Raw genomic sequence first — 15,376 nt, forward strand, 5'->3', positions numbered from 1 at the left:
TTCTTGGATCCGAGACCGATGGTGGAGGAGCAAGAAGCTCAAACGTCCCGCTGAAAGCGGTCACCGGCGGTCGATGAACAACCAGCCTGGACCCTACACTGAACGGTCGTGAATAGACAGGTCGGCATTATCGCGGACGGTTCAGTGGAACTTAGGCGTAAAAAGGTTTCCGAGCGAGCGTGGTGGGTACGCCCGGGCGTCGTGATACGGAAACCGTGCGATTTAATGCCGAATTCTTCGAAACGGGGCGGTGTGCCGAATGATCCGGCTATCGCGTTGGCTGGGTCTCTTTCTTCGGTAATACGGCGGCCTGCTCGCCGAAGGTCGCTGGCGCTCTCGGCGAGACCGGTGTTGTGCGTCGGGCGATGAGGTCGCGGATCCGCCTCGCGTGGTCGATGCCGTTGATTTCGGGTGACGGTGGCGGCTCCGGGGTTCCGGCAGGTGGGTCCAGGTGAGGTGGGCCCAGTTCGCTCAGGAACCATGAGATCGTGGGTTGCCCGCGGGTCCAAGCGACCACGCGCCTGGTTTTCGAAGGTGGGGTACAGGCCGTAGCACGGCACCATCGGCAGGGGGACGATGACGAGGTCTTGCCAGAGCAGGCGTTCGCCGGGGGCGAGGGCGAAGTCGCTGTCGGCAGGTGAGGCGGCAGGGCCCGCGGATTCGCCGTCCGGCGGGATGCGGTCGTAAACGAGCGCATCAATCGATCGGTTGATACGCCGGGCCCGCGGTTGATCCGGAAATCCGTCGTTCCGTCGATGTTCGGCGATGAGCCTGGCCAGCACGCTGATGCGCATGTCGTCAAGTGAAGCAAGTGCCGGCCCAGTCGCCCTTCGCGAGCGGGCGCTCGCGCCGGATCTCGCTCGTGGGTTGATGCTCGCGTTGGTCGCGCTGGCGAACTCTGTGCTCTACCTTTATGGCCGCCCGTACGGTGCGCGACAGCACATCGTCGAGCACGACCTGCTCGACCGGGTGGTCAGCCTGCTCAACGTGGTTTTCGTGGAGGTACGCGGCTATCCGATGTTCGCCGCGCTGTTCGCTTATGGCGTCGTGCAAATGGTGCGGCGACAGCAGGCAACGGGCATCCCGGACCACGACATCGACCGGGTGCTGCGGCGACGGTTCCGCTGGCTGATCGTGTTCGGGTTCGTCCATGCGGTACTGCTGTTCCCCGGTGACGTGCTAGGTCTGTACGGGGTGCTGGGGTTCGCGCTGCTGGCGATGCTGCGGGTCAAGGACCGGACGTTGCTCACCATCGCCGCGGGCTGGCTGGTGGTGGTCGCCTTGGTACAGGGGATCGCCTACGTGACCCCGCAGGGCAGCGGACAACGTTCCTTCTTCTGGTCTTTCGCGGTCAGCGACCCGGCCATCGCCCTCGCCCTGCATCCGGTGGAATGGGTGATGACCCCGCTGGGACTGCTCGGCGTCGGCAGCGCCGTCCTGATCGGTGTCTGGGCGGCGCGGCGCGGGGTGCTCACCGAGCCGGAACGGCACCGCACACTGCTGGTCCGCACCGCGATCGGCGGACTCGTCCTGGCGGTGGCCGGTGGCTTGCCGATGGGTCTCGCGGTCGGCGGTTTCTGGACCCCGTCGTCCGGTCTGGTCATGTGGGCGTGTTCGGCCGCGCATTCGGTCACCGGGGTGGCGGGCGGTCTTGGCTATGCGGCGCTGATCGGCTTGCTCGCGTCGCGGTTCCGGGACCGGAGTGGCCCGGTGATCCTGGCGATAACCGCGTGCGGGCAGCGCTCGCTCAGCTGCTATCTGTTCCAGTCGGTGGTTTTCGTCGCGCTGCTGATGCCCTACACCTTGGGCCTCGGCGGCACTTTGGGATCGGCCGGAGTCGCCTTGCTGGCCTTGGGAACCTGGCTGGTATCGGTGCTGCTCGCCGACCGGATGCGGCGGGCGGGCAAGCGCGGACCTGCGGAGGTTCTGCTCCGGCGGCTGACCTATCGGAACTCCCGCTGACAAGATGGGCAGGGTGACGTCGACGGAAGAACGGCTGGAACGACGATGGAACCGGGCGTGGGCGCTCGCTCCCTACGGACTGCTCGGGCTCGCGACCGTCCTTTCCCTGGTCTTCGATCCGGCCACCTGGCCGGACCGACTGGTCACCCTGGCCATCGTCGCGGCGCTGAGCGGGTGGCACGGCTGGTTCATCGTCGCGCATCCGCAGTGGTGGGAACGCCAGACCTTGGCGATGATCGTGTACTTCGCCGGGTTGCTGGCAGGCACCGTGGTTCTCGCGCTCCGCGGCGACAGCTTCCAGTTGTTCGTCCCAGTGTGTTATGTGCTCGCGTTCGTCGCCCTGCCCGGCTGGCTCGCCTACGCCGGGGTGGTGCTCGCGAATGTCCCATGGCTGGTGCTGTCGGGCACCGAGCTCTGGCCGACATTGCTCGACCTCGCGATGGTGACACCGCTGGCCGCGTTGATCGGCTGGGCGATCCGGGCGATGGAACGGGAGGCGATCCGGCGCCGGAAGGCGAACAGCAGGCTCGTCGCCATGGCGGCCGAGAACGCCGAATTGCACGCGAAACTGCTGGCGCGGGCCAAAGACACCGGCACCGCGGAGGAACGCGCCCGGATCGCCAGGGAAATCCACGACACCGTCGCTCAGGGATTGACCGGGATCGTCACTCAGTTGGAGGTCGCCGAGGAACTGGCCCCGGCCGAGGGGCCGCTGCGCGGCCGGATCGGCACCGCCCGGCGGCTGGCCCGCTCTAGCCTGGTGGAGGTCCGCCGTTCGATCGAGGCGCTGCGGCCGGGCCCTCTGCACGACGCCAGGCTCGGAGACGCGGTGGCCGCCGCGGTCGCGACATGGCTGGAGCAGTACGGCGTACCCGCGACTTTCGTCATGACCGGTACACCGCGACCGATACATTCCGAGATCGAGGTGATGGTCCTGCGGGCGGCGCAGGAAACCCTTTCGAACGTCGGCAGGCACGCGCTGGCGAGCAGGGTCGACATCACCCTGTCCTACATGGAGGACGTGATAATCCTGGACGTCCGCGACGACGGCACCGGCTTCGACACCCGGGCTTCATCCGCCGGATTCGGGCTCACCGCCCTCCGCGAGCGGGCACGGCTGCTGTCCGGCACGGTGGACATCGAGTCGGCACCCGGTGCGGGGACGGCGGTCAGCGTCAGCGTTCCGATGATCGAGGTGGCCCGATGACGTCCGTACGGCTGGTGATCGTCGACGACCACCCGGTGGTGCGGGACGGCTTGCGAGGCATGCTCGGCACCCAGCCGGACCTCGAGATCGTCGGAGAGGCAGCGAGCGGCATCGAGGCACTGACCGTGGTGGCCGCCACCAGCCCGGACGTGGTGCTGACCGACCTGCGCATGCCCGCCCCGAGCGGCGCCGCGTTGATCCGGCTGCTCAGGGAACGCGTTCCGGCCACCCGGGTACTGGTGCTGACCACGCACGACACCGACTCCGACGTGTTGCCCGCCGTCGAGGCGGGGGCGATCGGCTATCTGCTCAAGGACGTGCCACGCGAGGAGCTGTTCCGCGCGGTGCGTGCCGCGGCTCGCAACGAGAGCGTGCTTTCCCCGTCGGTGGTCGCGCTGCTCCTGAACCGGGTCCGGCCGCAAAAGCCGGTGACCGAAGCCAAACTGAGCGCGCGGGAACGCGAAGTCCTCGCCCTGATCGCACGCGGCAAGATCAACCGGGAGGCCGCGGCCGAGCTGCACATCAGCGAGGCCACCGTCAAAACGCACCTGCTCCACATCTACGCCAAACTCGAGGTCCCAGACCGGGCCTCCGCGGTCGCCGCCGCGTATCAGCGGGGAATTCTGCGGTCGGACCGCGACGCCTGAAAGCTGCCAAGCCAGTTTAGGCCGAGCTGTGGACAGGAGGCCCGTGGACATGTTGGGCTGAGACCCGGCCGAACCTGACGTGGTCGGCCATTTTCCATCCTGCGATGTCGAGGAGCGGCGCCCTGAGCCTGTGGGAGTACCTCCGAGAGAACTGGATCGACGTCGTGAACGACGCGATCCTGCACGTGGATCTCACCCTGGCGGCGATGGCACTGGCCGTGCTGGTCGGCATGACGATCGGCCTGCTCACCTACCGGCGGCGGTGGCTGGGCGCGATGGCGACCACGACGACGGCGGCGTTCCTGACCGTCCCGTCGATCGCGCTGCTGGGCATCCTGATCGGCCCGTTCGGGCTGGGGTTGACGAATGTCCTGTGCGCACTGGTGCTCTACGCACTTCTGCCGATCACGCGCAACACGATCGTCGGGCTGCGTGGCGTCGATCCGGCCGTGGTGGACGCGGCGCGTGGTATGGGGTTCGGTCGTGTGCGGCTGCTGTTTCGCGTGCGGCTGCCGCTCGCCTGGCCGGTGATCCTTTCCGGCATCCGGGTCTCGACGCAGATCACGATCGGTATCGCCGCCATCGGCGCGTATGTCAAGGGCCCCGGCCTCGGCAACGAGATCTTCGACGGGCTCGGCCGGTTCGGCTCGGTCAACTCGCTGAACCAGGTGCTCACCGGAACGCTCGGGATCATGGTGCTGGCGCTGCTGTTCGACCTGGCCTTCGTGGTGGTCGGCAAGCTGACCACACGGCGACGTCCCCTTGCCCGCCGAGCGGTGGCTCCGGCGACGTCGGGGGGCGCGGCCGGAATGGGTGGCGAGACGATCGAGCTTCGGGACGTCAGCAAGCACTACCCCGGGCGAGCGGTACCGGCGGTCGAAAGCCTGACGATGCGAATCCCCGCGGGTGAGATCGTCGTGCTGACCGGTCCGTCGGGGTGCGGCAAGACGACGACCATGCGGATGATCAACCGGCTCGTCGAGCCCACCGCGGGCGTCGTCACGATCGGCGGCACCGATGTGTCGGCGCTCGACCTCGACGAACACCGCCGCAACATCGGCTACGTCATCCAGCAGGTCGGGCTTTTCCCGCATCTGCGGGTGGACGCCAACATCGGCGTGGTGCCGCGGGTGCTCGGCTGGACTCGACGACGCATCGCCGGCCGCGTGCGCGACCTGCTCGACGTCGTCGGTCTGACCCGCGAGCACGGCATCCGGTACCCGCGTGAGCTTTCCGGTGGTCAGCAGCAGCGCGTCGGTGTGGCACGGGCGATGGCCGCGGACCCGCCGGTCATGCTGATGGACGAGCCGTTCGGCTCCACCGACCCGATCACGCGCGCCCGGCTGCAGGACGAATTCCTTCGCCTGCAACGGGAAGTGCGCAAGACGATCGTGTTCGTCACGCACGACTTCGACGAGGCGCTGAAGGTCGGCGACCGGATCGCCGTGCTGCGGCCGCGGTCGGTGATCGCTCAGTACGACACGCCCCAGGCGATCCTCGCCGCGCCGGCGGACGACTACGTCGCGAGCTTCGTCGGCTCGAAGCGGAACCTGAAGCGGCTCGCGCTGATCCGGGTGGGTGACCTGGGACTCCGGCCGGCGTCAGGGCCGGACGGCCTTCCTCCGGTCCGGCCCGACGCCACCCTGCGGGACGTGCTGGACGTGATGGTGCGGACCGGCAGCACCGAGGTAGTAGTCACCGAGGACGGCACCGCGCGGACGCTGGGGGTGTGCGACGTGCCCAGCCTCGTCGCGGCGCTCCGACCCACCGGCGAGGCGCCCGCGCCCGCGATCGCGGACACAGCGGAGGCGCCTGGGCCGGGCGCGGACACCACGGTGCCCGCGCGGCCTCGTCGGCGACGGCTCGGGCTGCTGGTGCGCCCGGTCCTGCTGACCATCGCCTTGCTGGCGCTCTTCATGATCGTGCGCGCGCACCCGATCGACTCGATCGAACAGCGTTTTCTCAACGCCGGCGAGATCTTCACCGAACTGGGCGCGCACCTGCGGCTCACCCTGATCTCGACGGCGTGCACGATCGCCATCGCGCTCCCGCTCGGCATCCTGCTCACCCGCGCCGGCGCCCGCTGGGCCCGGCCCATCGGCCTGGGGCTGGGCAACCTCGGCCAGGCGATCCCGTCGATCGGGCTCGTCGTGCTGCTCGCGCTCTGGATCGGCACGGGCACCGCGACGGCGGTGACGGCGCTCGTCGTCTACGCGACCTTGCCGGTGCTGCGCAACACGATCGTCGGGCTCGACGACGTCGACCCGGCCCTCGTCGACGCCGCGCGCGGCATGGGCATGGGCAAGACGGCCGTCCTGTGGCGGATAGAACTGCCGCTGGCCGTCCCGGTGATTCTCGCCGGGATCCGGACCGCGCTGGTGCTCACCGTAGCGAGCGCGACGCTGGCGACCTTCATCGACGGCGGCGGTCTCGGCGGAGGGCTTGTCGCCGGGATCGGCCTGGACCGCCCGATCCTGAGCCTGACCTTCGGCATCATCGTCGCCGCACTGGCGCTCTTCGTCGACTGGCTGGGGCTGGTCGCCGAGGAGTTCCTGCACCCGCGCGGCAGGTAGCTCGACCGACTTCAAGGAGGACCGACCCATGCGGATGCTTCAGCGCACGACCGCCGCCGTGTTCGCGCTCGCCGCGGCAACGGCGCTCGCGGCAGGCTGCACGATCGGCAAGGACGAGACCGGCGCCCAGGTGGGCGCGGGTTCCATCACGAAGATCGACGCGCTGAACGGCGCCCAGATCCGCGTCAGCTCCAAGGAGTTCGACGAGCAACTGCTGCTCGGCCAGATCGCCCTCGTCGCACTGCAGGCGGCAGGGGCGAGCCCGCAGGACAAGACCAACATCACCGGCTCGAGCAACGTCCGCCGGGCGCTCACCAGCGGCGCGGTCGACCTGTACTGGGAATACACCGGCACCGCCTGGATCAGCTACCTGAACCAGACGAAGCCGATCAGCGATCCGCAGGCGCAGTACGAAGCGGTCAAACAGGCCGACACCGCCAACGGCGTCACCTGGTGGGCACGTTCGCCTGCCAACGACACCTACGCCCTCGCCGGCAACCCGGCGACACTGGCCCGGACCGGCGTCAAGACGCTGTCCGACTACGCGGCCCTGGTGAAGCGGGACCCGGCCGCGGCATCGACTTGTATGGGCCCGGAGTTCAAGAGCCGGGACGACGGGTTCCCCGGCCTGGCGAAGACCTACGGGTTCGCCTTGCCCGACCCGCACGTGCACCTGCTCAACGACGCCGTCGTCTACCCGAGCATCGGCAAGGGTGACCCCTGTGGCTTCGGCTCGGTCGCCTCCACCGACGGGCGTGTGGCCGCGCAGAATCTCACCGTGCTCGAGGACGACAAGCACTTCTTCCCGACGTACAACCCCGCGATCACGATCGCCACTCCGCTCGCCCAGAAATACCCGCAGCTGGAGCAGGTCTTCACGCCGATCGCCGCGAAGCTCGACACCGCGACGCTCACGGACCTGAACAAGAAGGTCAGCGTCGACGGCCAGAAACCCGCCACGGTCGCCCGCGACTGGCTCAAGGCGGCGGGCTTCATCAGCTGAACCGCCTGTCGCCGCAGCGGGCGGAAAGGTTCGCCGTATTCGCGCAGGTAATTCCTGGAGTGTCCAAGGACCGGAGGCCGCTGGGTGGTCGTGAGCCGGGTAGCGGCCGGCCGGCCCTGCACACCTTCCCCAGTACATGAAGGCCCCCATCCTTGCGCCAGGCGCAAGGATGGGGGCCTTCATGTACTTCACGCGAGCAAACCCGCAGGCCACGCGTAGGTAACCCTTGGCGTAGGACGAGTGATGCGCGTTGAAATGCTTGTCGAATTTGGCATCGGACTCGGAATCGCCCAGCTTCCCGTCATCCGAGGCAGGCGCGGACGGCTTTGGCCAGATTCGCCGCCCTGGGGTCGTCGGGCCGGAAGTTCCAGAGGTTGGTGACGTAGCCGAAGCCGACACCGGCGTCGGGGTCCGCGAAGCCGATCGAGCCGCCGGAGCCAGGGTGGCCGAACGATCCTGGTCCGGTCATCGGCATCGGCGGGCATGCCCGGTGGAAGCCGAGTGACATGTAAAAGGAGCGGTCGGCCGGGATGTCCAGCCCTGGTGGCAGTCCGTGCATCGAAGTCTTGTCGGTCTGGACGGCGGTCATTGTCTTGACCGTCGCCCGGTTCAGCAGGCGGACCCCGTCGACGGTGCTCACCGTGGCCGCGTACATCCGGGCCACCGATCGGGCGTCGGCGAGCATGTTCGAGGCCGGGAATTCCGCGGCACGCCAGGCTCGGGAGGTGAAGTAGTCGGTGGTGGGGTCGAGGGCGCCGCCCAGTTCACCCGCTCGGGCTTGCACGGAGCCAGGCTCCCAGAGCGCTTTGACCCACCTGGTGACGGTGTCCGCGTCCAGTCCGGTCAGTGCGATCATGCCGGCGATCAATTCTTCCAGGGTGAACGGTGCGGCGTAGTGGAGCTTGGCCACTCGGTGCTCGTGTTTCTCGGGAAGCCCGATCCAGGCGCTGAGCCCGAGCGGGCGGGCGACCTCGTCGGCGAAGAACGTGCCGAGTGACTTGCCGGTGATCCGGCGAACGACTTCCCCGACCAGGAATCCGTACGTGACGCTGTGGTAGACGTGCTCGGTTCCCGGTTTCCACAGCGGTTTCTGTGCCTCGAGTGCTCGGATGACCGGGTGCCAGGCGCATGCCTGCTCGAAGGTGAGCGGGCCGTCGACGATCGGAAGGCCTGCCTGGTGCGACAGCAGCCAGCGCACCGGGATCTCTTCCTTGCCCGCGTTGCCGAATTCCGGCCAGTAGCGGGCGACAGGGGCGTCCAGGTCCAGTTCGCCGCGCTGGGCCAGCATGTGCGCGCAGATGGCGGTGGCGCCCTTCGTGGTGGACGCGACCTGGACGATGGTGTTCTTGCGCCACGGCCGGTTCGCCTCGCGGTCGGCGAGGCCGCCCCACAGGTTGACGACCTGGCGGCCGCCAACGTAGACGCTGCACGCCGCGCCGACCTCACCGGGGCTTTCCTTGAAGTTCCTGCGGAAGACGTCGGCGACCTTGCCCCAGCCGTGCTCGACGCCGTTGCCGTCGTGGCCGTCCTCGGCCGCGCCGGCCTGCCCGGCGAGGCCGACGAGCGCGCCTGTGGTCAGTGCTCCGGCCAAGACCGTCCTGCGTCGAACCTGTCCCCGCTCGGATGTTCCGTCCACCATGTCGCATCCCCTTCTGGTGAATGCCTGAGCTCGGATGACTTGCGGGGATCACGATCACCGAGTGCGCTGACGCGGTGCTGACACCGCCCTGACACGGGCTGAACGCCGGGTGCATGGCACACGCCGGGGCTACTCTGACCAAAGTGACCATCGAGCTGTCGCTGTAGTCGCGGGTTTCCTACCGCGACCTGGAGATCACCGGCTCCGGGATGTGCGGCGTCATTCTCAGCACGCCCACCGGTTCCAGGTCGATGCCGTCGGGCACCACCTTGTCTCCGAACGACTTGCGCAGCCCGGTCACCGTGATCGCCGATCGTGCTCGTGTACTGGTCACGTCCCCTCTCTTCTTCGTGGCGCTGTCGGCCACGGATGAAAGGAGAGTGCGAGCGGCTGGTTTCACCATGGCTTCATCGCGGTGTCGCGCCCCGAAGTACTCTGTGATACTTTGTACTGGTACTCGGTGGCACTGGGTACTGGATGTCGAAAGGGGCACGATGGACGATCTGACCGAGATGCTGAAGGGCACGCTCGAGGGTTGTGTGCTGCAGATCGTCGGCGGTGAGGAGACCTACGGGTATGCCATCACGCGTCGCTTGAACGAACTCGGCTTCGTCGACGTCGTCGAAGGGACGGTGTACACCATCCTGCTGAGACTGGAAAAGAACGGGCTGGTCCAGGTGACGAAACGGCCGTCCGAGCAGGGGCCGCCGCGCAAGTTCTACGCGCTCAACGACGCGGGGCGTGAAGAGCTCGCGAGGTTCTGGGCGAAATGGGAGTACGTCAGTTCGCGGATCGACAAGCTCAAGGAGGGCGGGAAATGAACTTCTGGGAGACCATCACCGGTAGCGATCTCACCAGGGAATGGAAGGCGTTCGAAGTCCGGGCCCAGGCCTTGCCCGCCGACCACCGATCGGCGTGGGAAACGATCACGGGGCATCTTTCTGCCTATTCGGACTTCAGCGGACGGAACCTGACGCCGATTCTCGACGCCGCTTTGGGGCTGCTCGAGGAAACGGCGGCGGACGGGCAGAGCGTGCACGACGTGCTGGGCGACGACATCGAGGGCTTCTGCGCGGCGCTGGCCGGGGGAGAACGCGGCCGTGGCTATCGCGACCGCTGGCGCGAGCAGCTGAACAGGAACGTCGCCAGGAAACTGAAGCAGCTGGGAGGCTGACATGGGCATCCAGGACATCATCGAGGGCAAGAAGCAGTGGCGCGCGCACGTGGCACGGGTCAAGGCGCTCCCGCCGGACTATCGGATCGTCTACCAGGAGATGCAGAAGTACCTTTTCAAGGTGGGACCGGTCGACCTCGCCGACGGGCCACTGCTCCCCGGGATCGTGGACTTCTTCGAGGAGGGTGCCGCGTCCGGCAAGGGAGTACTGGAACTCATCGGCGACGACGTCGCCGCCTTCTGCGACGACCTGATCAAGGACTCGCCCACTTACGCGGACCTCTATCAGGAGTCCATCGGCGGGGCGGGGAAGTAGGGCGAAGTTTCGGCCGGCTCACGTTCCCAGCTGTCCGGCTCCAGATGGCGAGCGGCATCAGCGGGATCGCTGCGAAGCGGGCCCATACGCTCCAGGGATTCGCGTGGCGGCGCCAGGCCTCGTCGTCCATGCGGAAAGGTCTTCGCTACCGCATCGGTGAGTTCCACGGTGCCTTTCCTTGTCAGGTCAGGGTTTCGAGTAGATCGACAGCGGCGGAGACACCGTTCTCCGCACGGATATCGAGTCCGAGCCGTTCCGCCCGCTGACGCATCTCGGTGTCGCTGGTGGCTTGTCGCAGTGCGGCGGCGAGCCGGTCCGCGCTGAGGTGCTGTTGACGTATCGACGGTGGTGCGACTCCTGCGGCGTGCATCCGATCCGCCCAGTACGGCTGGTCGGCGACGAAGGGGCACACCACCTGAGGTCTGCCCGCGGCCAGCGCGGCACCCGTTGTTCCGCCGCCCCCGTGATGCACGACCGCGCTCATCCTCGGGAACAGCCAGTCGTGCGGGGCGTGGTCGATCACCAGCACGTCGTCGCTGCCGGCGTCGGCGGCGATACCACCCCATCCGGTGGCGAGTATCGCGCGGACGCCGGCCTGGCGGACCGCTTCGTCGACCACCGCGCGGGTGCGGTGTGAATCCCTGCCCGCCATGCTGCCGAATCCGATGTAGACCGGAGCCGGGCCCGCGTCGAGAAAGTCCCGCAGCCGGTCGGGCGGTATCCAGCCGGCTGCGGCGGGGAGGTACCAGAAACCGGTGGTGTGCACCGAATCCGGCCAATCACGGGCGGCGACGGAGACGTGCGGACTGAATGCCTGCAGGACCAGCCGGTCCTGGCCGTTCGCGTCGTGCAGGACATCATGGCTTCCCCGGCGGCGCGGGAGTCCGAGCTCCTCGGTGCGCCAGGCGGAGGCGATGCCGGAGAAGCTGCGCAGAATCGCGGCCACCGCGAGATACGTGGCGTGGTTGAAGATCTTCGGCAGCCGCGGCAAGGGCAGCAACGGACACGGGAACTCGGTGGTGGGGACCCAGCCGGGTTGCAGCGCGGTGAGCACCGCGGGCGCAGCGAGCATCTCGGCCGCGTGGTGAGCGGGCAGTCCGGTCGTGTGCACGACGACGTCCGCACGGGATACCTTCGCCGCGACTCCGACGTCGTGCAGGACGATGGCCATCAACGGTTTGATCCGCCGCGCTGTCCGGACGGCGGTGATCTTCCCGCGGAGGCCCCGGTATCCGCCCTCGATGGCCTCCTGCACCACTGGGTCGTCCATCAACCGGTTCGGTCCCTCGTCCAGCGGCGCGAACTCGATGTCGTGTTCCACCGCCGTGTCGGCGAACGACTCCGGTGCGGCCAGTACCGCCTCGTGTCCGCGATCGCGCAGGGCGACCGCGAGCGCGAGCATCGGCTGGACGTCGCCTCGGGTGCCGTGGGTGACCAGCAGCGCTCTCACTTCGAGCGCTCCTGGTCCTCGACGGCGGTGAACGCGGTCAGCCAGCGGTCATCGGCGAACAAGCCGTTGGTCAGCATCTCCAGCCCCGCCCTGCCGCCGCGGACCGCCGTCGCGGTCTCCGCCGGATCCCCGCCGAGCAAGCGTCCGACGTGATCTCCGAGTACGAGTGGCGCCAGCAGCCAGGACACATAGACGACGGTGCGGGCGAACGAGTCGTCCGACGGGCACACCCAGCCTTCCTGCTCGCCGTCGGCGAGCCACGCTTCGGTGTGCTCCACGATCTCGGTGAACAACGCCGAGGCCTCGCTGGTTCCGTCCAGGAAGGCGCGTGCCAGATAGCGTCGCACAGGAGTCGCGGCCTGTAGCACCTCCGCCAGCGCCTCGGAGCCGACGGCCCCGCCGGCCCGGATCCCCTCGAGCACATGCTCGTCACACGCCTGCCGCAACCCGTCCTTCGAACCGAAATGATGCAGCACCAAACCCGGAGACACGCCGGCATCCGCGGCTACCGCGCGGACCGAGGTCCCGGCGAGGCCATCGGCACCGAACCTCGCCAACGCCGCGTCCCGGATCCGGGCCCGGGCGGTCAAATCCTCGATTGAACGCATGTTCACAGCATTGAACGTTTGTTCAGCCCGGTCAAAAGCTCCGGAAAGTCTTGATGCGGTTTTGACGGTGCGGCACCCTTCGGCAGTTCAGGCATTGGTCGAACGGATCGGCCCCGCCGGCTGGTAAGCCGACCGGCGGGGCCGAGGAGTCATGTGCCGTGCTGATCGTTGTTCACACTGGTATTCCGCCCCCCGTTTCAACGGGTGGGCTCGCGTCGGGATCGTGGGAGCCGGTGGAACGGAGCAATGCCCTGGGGTGCGATGGTTTCAGTGGCCGGCCAGATCCATCGTGAACAGCAGCAGCCCGAAGAAGAGCTGGAGTGCGGCGATGCAGACGCCTGCGATGACAAGGCCACTTCGCCGTAGGGGAGCAGCCAGCCGAGCAGGCTGAGCACGAGGCAGATGGGACCGAGCAAGCCTTTGATCCCGGGGCGGTCGCCTGCTGACAATCGACGAGTCACAGTGCCCGGATTCCGTTCGGTTCGTCCGGCGTACACGCTACCTCCGAACTCGACCCGTCCGGTGATCAAAGGCATGGTCTGGCCGTCGCCGCGAACGTCGGACCCGCTTGTCACGCGACACTTACGTTTTCTTTACGGTCGGCTCGGTGATTCTTCGCGCTGGATCGTTAGTGTCCGCGTCGGTGTGCGGCCATCACGAGTGGCGTGCCAGGTTCGCCTCGTGGGAGGCGTACGTGCGATTTGGGGAGACACGGCATGACCGAGGTTCCAGAACACGCGGTGCCGGCACGGGTGGACAGCCCGGTCCGGCAAGCGGCACCGTCGGGCAAGGTGGGCCGGTGGCTGATGGAGCACCGGGTCCAGCCTGTGGGGCCGGAGAGCCATGAGGAGCACGCCACGCCGCAGTCGTGGTGGAAGGTCATGTGTCTCACGGGCGTGGATTACTTCTCCACGTTGTCCTATCTGCCCGGGATCGCCGCGCTGGCGGCGGGCGCACTGTCGCCATTGGCGACGTTGCTGATCGTCGCGCTCACCCTGCTCGGCATGCTGCCGATGTACCGGCGGGTGGCGAAGGAGAGCCCGCACGGTCAGGGTTCGGTCGCGATGCTGGAGAATCTGCTGCCGTTCTGGCGCGGCAAGATCTTCGTCTTGGTATTGCTGGGTTTCGTGGCGACCTCGTGGATCATCACCATCACTCTGTCCTCGGCCGATGCCACCGTGCACGCGCTGGAGAACCCGATCGCGCCGTCGTTCCTCCACGGACATGAAGTCCTGATCACGGTGATCCTGCTACTGATCCTCGGCGGGGTGTTCCTGCTCGGATTCAGCGAGGCGGTCGGGGTCGCGATCCCGCTGGTCGCGATCTTCCTGGTGTTGAACGCGGTGGTCGTGGTCGCCGGGATCGGTGAGGTGCTGACCGAACCCGCCGCGTTCGACCGCTGGCTGGACGCGCTGACCTCCGGCGGCGGTGGGATCGGCGGGGTCATCGGACCGGCGATTCTGGCGTTCCCGTTGCTGGTGCTCGGATTGTCCGGTTTCGAGACCGGGGTGAGCATGATGCCGCTGGTGGCGGCGAAGGGCGAGAACGCCGAGCAGAAACTCGCGAACCGGATCCGCAACACCCGCAAGCTGCTCACCGCGGCCGCGCTGATCATGTCGGTGTACCTGATCGCGACCAGTTTCGTCACCACGATCCTGATCCCCGCGGAACAGTTCAAACCGGGCGGCGAAGCGAACGGCCGGGCGCTGGCGTACCTGGCGCATGAGCTGATGGGCGACTGGGTCGGCACCGCCTACGACATCAGCAGCATCCTGATCCTGTGGTTCGCCGGGGCTTCGGCGATGGCCGGTTTGATCAACATCGTGCCGCGGTATCTGCCCGCCTACGGGATGGCGCCGGACTGGGCCAGGGCCGTGCGGCCGGTGGTGCTGGTCTACACCGCGATCTGTGTCCTGGTCACGATCATCTTCAACGCGGACGTCAACGCACAGGCCGGGGCGTACGCCACCGGGATCCTCGCGATGATGGTGTCCGCGTCGGTGGCCGTGGCGATCTCCGCGGCGAAGAGGCGTCAGCGCAAGGCAGCGATCGCGTTCGCCGTGCTGACCCTGATCCTGATCTACGCGCTGGTGGAGAACGTCATCGAGAAGCCCGACGGCCTCACGATCTCCGCGTTCTTCATTCTCGGGATCATCGTGGTGTCGCTGATCTCGCGGGTCACCCGCACCACGGAACTGCGGGTGGAGCACATCGAGTTCGACGAGCCGGCGCGCCGGTTCGTCACCGAGTCGATCGCGCACGATGGCGCGCTGACCATCATCGCGAACCGGCGCCAGGCCGGGGACGCCGACGAATACCGGGCGAAGGAAGCGGAACAGCGCGGTCTGAACCCGGTGCCGGGCGCCGCCGACGTCCTGTTCCTCGAGGTCGACGTCATCGACCCGTCCGGGTTCAGCGACGTGCTGAAGATCCGCGGTGTCGAGATCGAGGGTTTCCGTGTCCTGCGGGTGGAAAGCCCGGCCGCGCCGAACGCGATCGCGGCTGTCCTGCTCGCGCTGCGCGACGCCACCGGTGTGCGGCCGCAGTGCCATTTCGAGTGGAGCGAGGGCAACCCGCTCGGGCATCTGTTCCGCTACCTGATCCTCGGCCGCGGCGACACCGCCCCGGTGGTCCGCGAAATCATCCGCACCAGCGAACGCGACCCGGCACGGCGGCCGGGAATCCACGTCGGCTGACATCAGGCGTCAACGCGAGGTCGTCATCGGGGCCGTCGGCGTTCTGTTCGCGTGAAAAAAGGCCGCACAGCGCCGGGAAACGGGTCCTGGCGCGTGAAGAT

The 15,376-nt window shown here is 67.7% G+C and carries 15 protein-coding genes; 9 read left to right on the forward strand and 6 right to left on the reverse strand.

The window, feature by feature from the left end; all coding sequences use genetic code 11:
• Positions 1 to 38: 38 nt before the first annotated feature.
• On the reverse strand, positions 39 to 794 hold the full coding sequence (locus DL991_RS37725; protein ID WP_125789124.1) for a hypothetical protein: 756 nt from the start codon (positions 792 to 794) through the stop codon (positions 39 to 41).
• Here DL991_RS37725 and DL991_RS37730 point away from each other — a divergent pair.
• The 5 genes from DL991_RS37730 to DL991_RS37750 all read left to right on the forward strand — a co-directional run bounded on the left by DL991_RS37730 (position 793) and on the right by DL991_RS37750 (position 7,392).
• Positions 793 to 1,962, forward strand: a complete 1,170-nt coding sequence (locus tag DL991_RS37730) for a DUF418 domain-containing protein (RefSeq protein WP_125789125.1) — start codon at positions 793 to 795, stop codon at positions 1,960 to 1,962. The two genes, DL991_RS37725 and DL991_RS37730, sit on opposite strands and share 2 nt — an antisense overlap.
• A 13-nt stretch (positions 1,963 to 1,975) precedes the next feature.
• Positions 1,976 to 3,169: a sensor histidine kinase gene (locus DL991_RS37735; RefSeq protein WP_158634495.1), complete on the forward strand. Its 1,194-nt coding sequence runs from the start codon at positions 1,976 to 1,978 to the stop codon at positions 3,167 to 3,169.
• The gene (locus tag DL991_RS37740) at positions 3,166 to 3,816 is read left to right on the forward strand and encodes a response regulator transcription factor (RefSeq protein ID WP_125789127.1); all 651 of its coding nucleotides are present in this window, start codon (positions 3,166 to 3,168) and stop codon (positions 3,814 to 3,816) included. Before DL991_RS37735 ends, DL991_RS37740 begins: the two co-directional genes overlap by 4 nt.
• Positions 3,817 to 3,920: 104 nt before the next feature.
• Positions 3,921 to 6,389 (forward strand): ABC transporter permease subunit, encoded by a 2,469-nt coding sequence (locus tag DL991_RS44125; protein ID WP_125789128.1) that lies wholly within the window; start codon positions 3,921 to 3,923, stop codon positions 6,387 to 6,389.
• 28 nt (positions 6,390 to 6,417) lie between these two features.
• Positions 6,418 to 7,392 carry a glycine betaine ABC transporter substrate-binding protein gene (locus tag DL991_RS37750; RefSeq protein ID WP_125789129.1) on the forward strand — a complete coding sequence of 325 codons (975 nt, stop codon included), beginning with the start codon at positions 6,418 to 6,420 and terminating at the stop codon, positions 7,390 to 7,392.
• Between the two features lie 301 nt (positions 7,393 to 7,693).
• Here DL991_RS37750 and DL991_RS37755 read toward each other — a convergent pair whose 3' ends face one another.
• Positions 7,694 to 9,031 (reverse strand): serine hydrolase, encoded by a 1,338-nt coding sequence (locus DL991_RS37755; RefSeq protein ID WP_125789130.1) that lies wholly within the window; start codon positions 9,029 to 9,031, stop codon positions 7,694 to 7,696.
• A 178-nt stretch (positions 9,032 to 9,209) separates the two neighbouring features.
• Entirely contained in the window at positions 9,210 to 9,365 is a 156-nt protein-coding gene (locus DL991_RS42785; RefSeq protein WP_158634496.1) for a hypothetical protein, read from the reverse strand.
• 160 nt (positions 9,366 to 9,525) lie between these two features.
• Here DL991_RS42785 and DL991_RS37760 point away from each other — a divergent pair, with 160 nt between their 5' ends.
• Genes DL991_RS37760 through DL991_RS37770 form a run of 3 tightly spaced genes read left to right on the forward strand, consistent with a single transcriptional unit; the run spans position 9,526 to position 10,521 of the window.
• Entirely contained in the window at positions 9,526 to 9,852 is a 327-nt protein-coding gene (locus tag DL991_RS37760) for a PadR family transcriptional regulator (RefSeq protein ID WP_125789131.1), read from the forward strand.
• The gene (locus DL991_RS37765) at positions 9,849 to 10,205 is read left to right on the forward strand and encodes a DUF1048 domain-containing protein (protein WP_125789132.1); all 357 of its coding nucleotides are present in this window, start codon (positions 9,849 to 9,851) and stop codon (positions 10,203 to 10,205) included. The genes DL991_RS37760 and DL991_RS37765 overlap by 4 nt, the downstream gene beginning before the upstream one ends.
• 1 nt (position 10,206) lies before the next feature.
• Positions 10,207 to 10,521, forward strand: coding sequence for a DUF1048 domain-containing protein (locus tag DL991_RS37770; protein WP_125789133.1), 315 nt, complete (start codon positions 10,207 to 10,209; stop codon positions 10,519 to 10,521).
• Here the strand turns inward: DL991_RS37770 and DL991_RS44130 are convergent.
• Genes DL991_RS44130 through DL991_RS37785 form a run of 3 tightly spaced genes read right to left on the reverse strand, consistent with a single transcriptional unit; the run spans position 10,460 to position 12,579 of the window.
• A complete protein-coding gene (locus DL991_RS44130; RefSeq protein WP_125789134.1) occupies positions 10,460 to 10,651 on the reverse strand; it encodes a DUF6653 family protein in 192 nt (63 codons plus the stop codon). The two genes, DL991_RS37770 and DL991_RS44130, sit on opposite strands and share 62 nt — an antisense overlap.
• A gap of 51 nt (positions 10,652 to 10,702) precedes the next feature.
• On the reverse strand, positions 10,703 to 11,971 hold the full coding sequence (locus DL991_RS37780; protein ID WP_125789135.1) for a glycosyltransferase: 1,269 nt from the start codon (positions 11,969 to 11,971) through the stop codon (positions 10,703 to 10,705).
• Complete coding sequence (locus DL991_RS37785) at positions 11,968 to 12,579, reverse strand: TetR/AcrR family transcriptional regulator (protein ID WP_125789136.1); 612 nt, start codon at positions 12,577 to 12,579, stop codon at positions 11,968 to 11,970. Before DL991_RS37785 ends, DL991_RS37780 begins: the two co-directional genes overlap by 4 nt.
• Before the next feature lie 716 nt (positions 12,580 to 13,295).
• Here DL991_RS37785 and DL991_RS37790 point away from each other — a divergent pair.
• Positions 13,296 to 15,275, forward strand: coding sequence for an amino acid transporter (locus DL991_RS37790; RefSeq protein WP_125789137.1), 1,980 nt, complete (start codon positions 13,296 to 13,298; stop codon positions 15,273 to 15,275).
• Positions 15,276 to 15,376 lie beyond the last annotated feature (101 nt).

The sequence above is a fragment of the Amycolatopsis sp. WAC 01375 genome, assembly GCF_003947325.1.
Taxonomy (GTDB): Bacteria; Actinomycetota; Actinomycetes; order Mycobacteriales; family Pseudonocardiaceae; genus Amycolatopsis.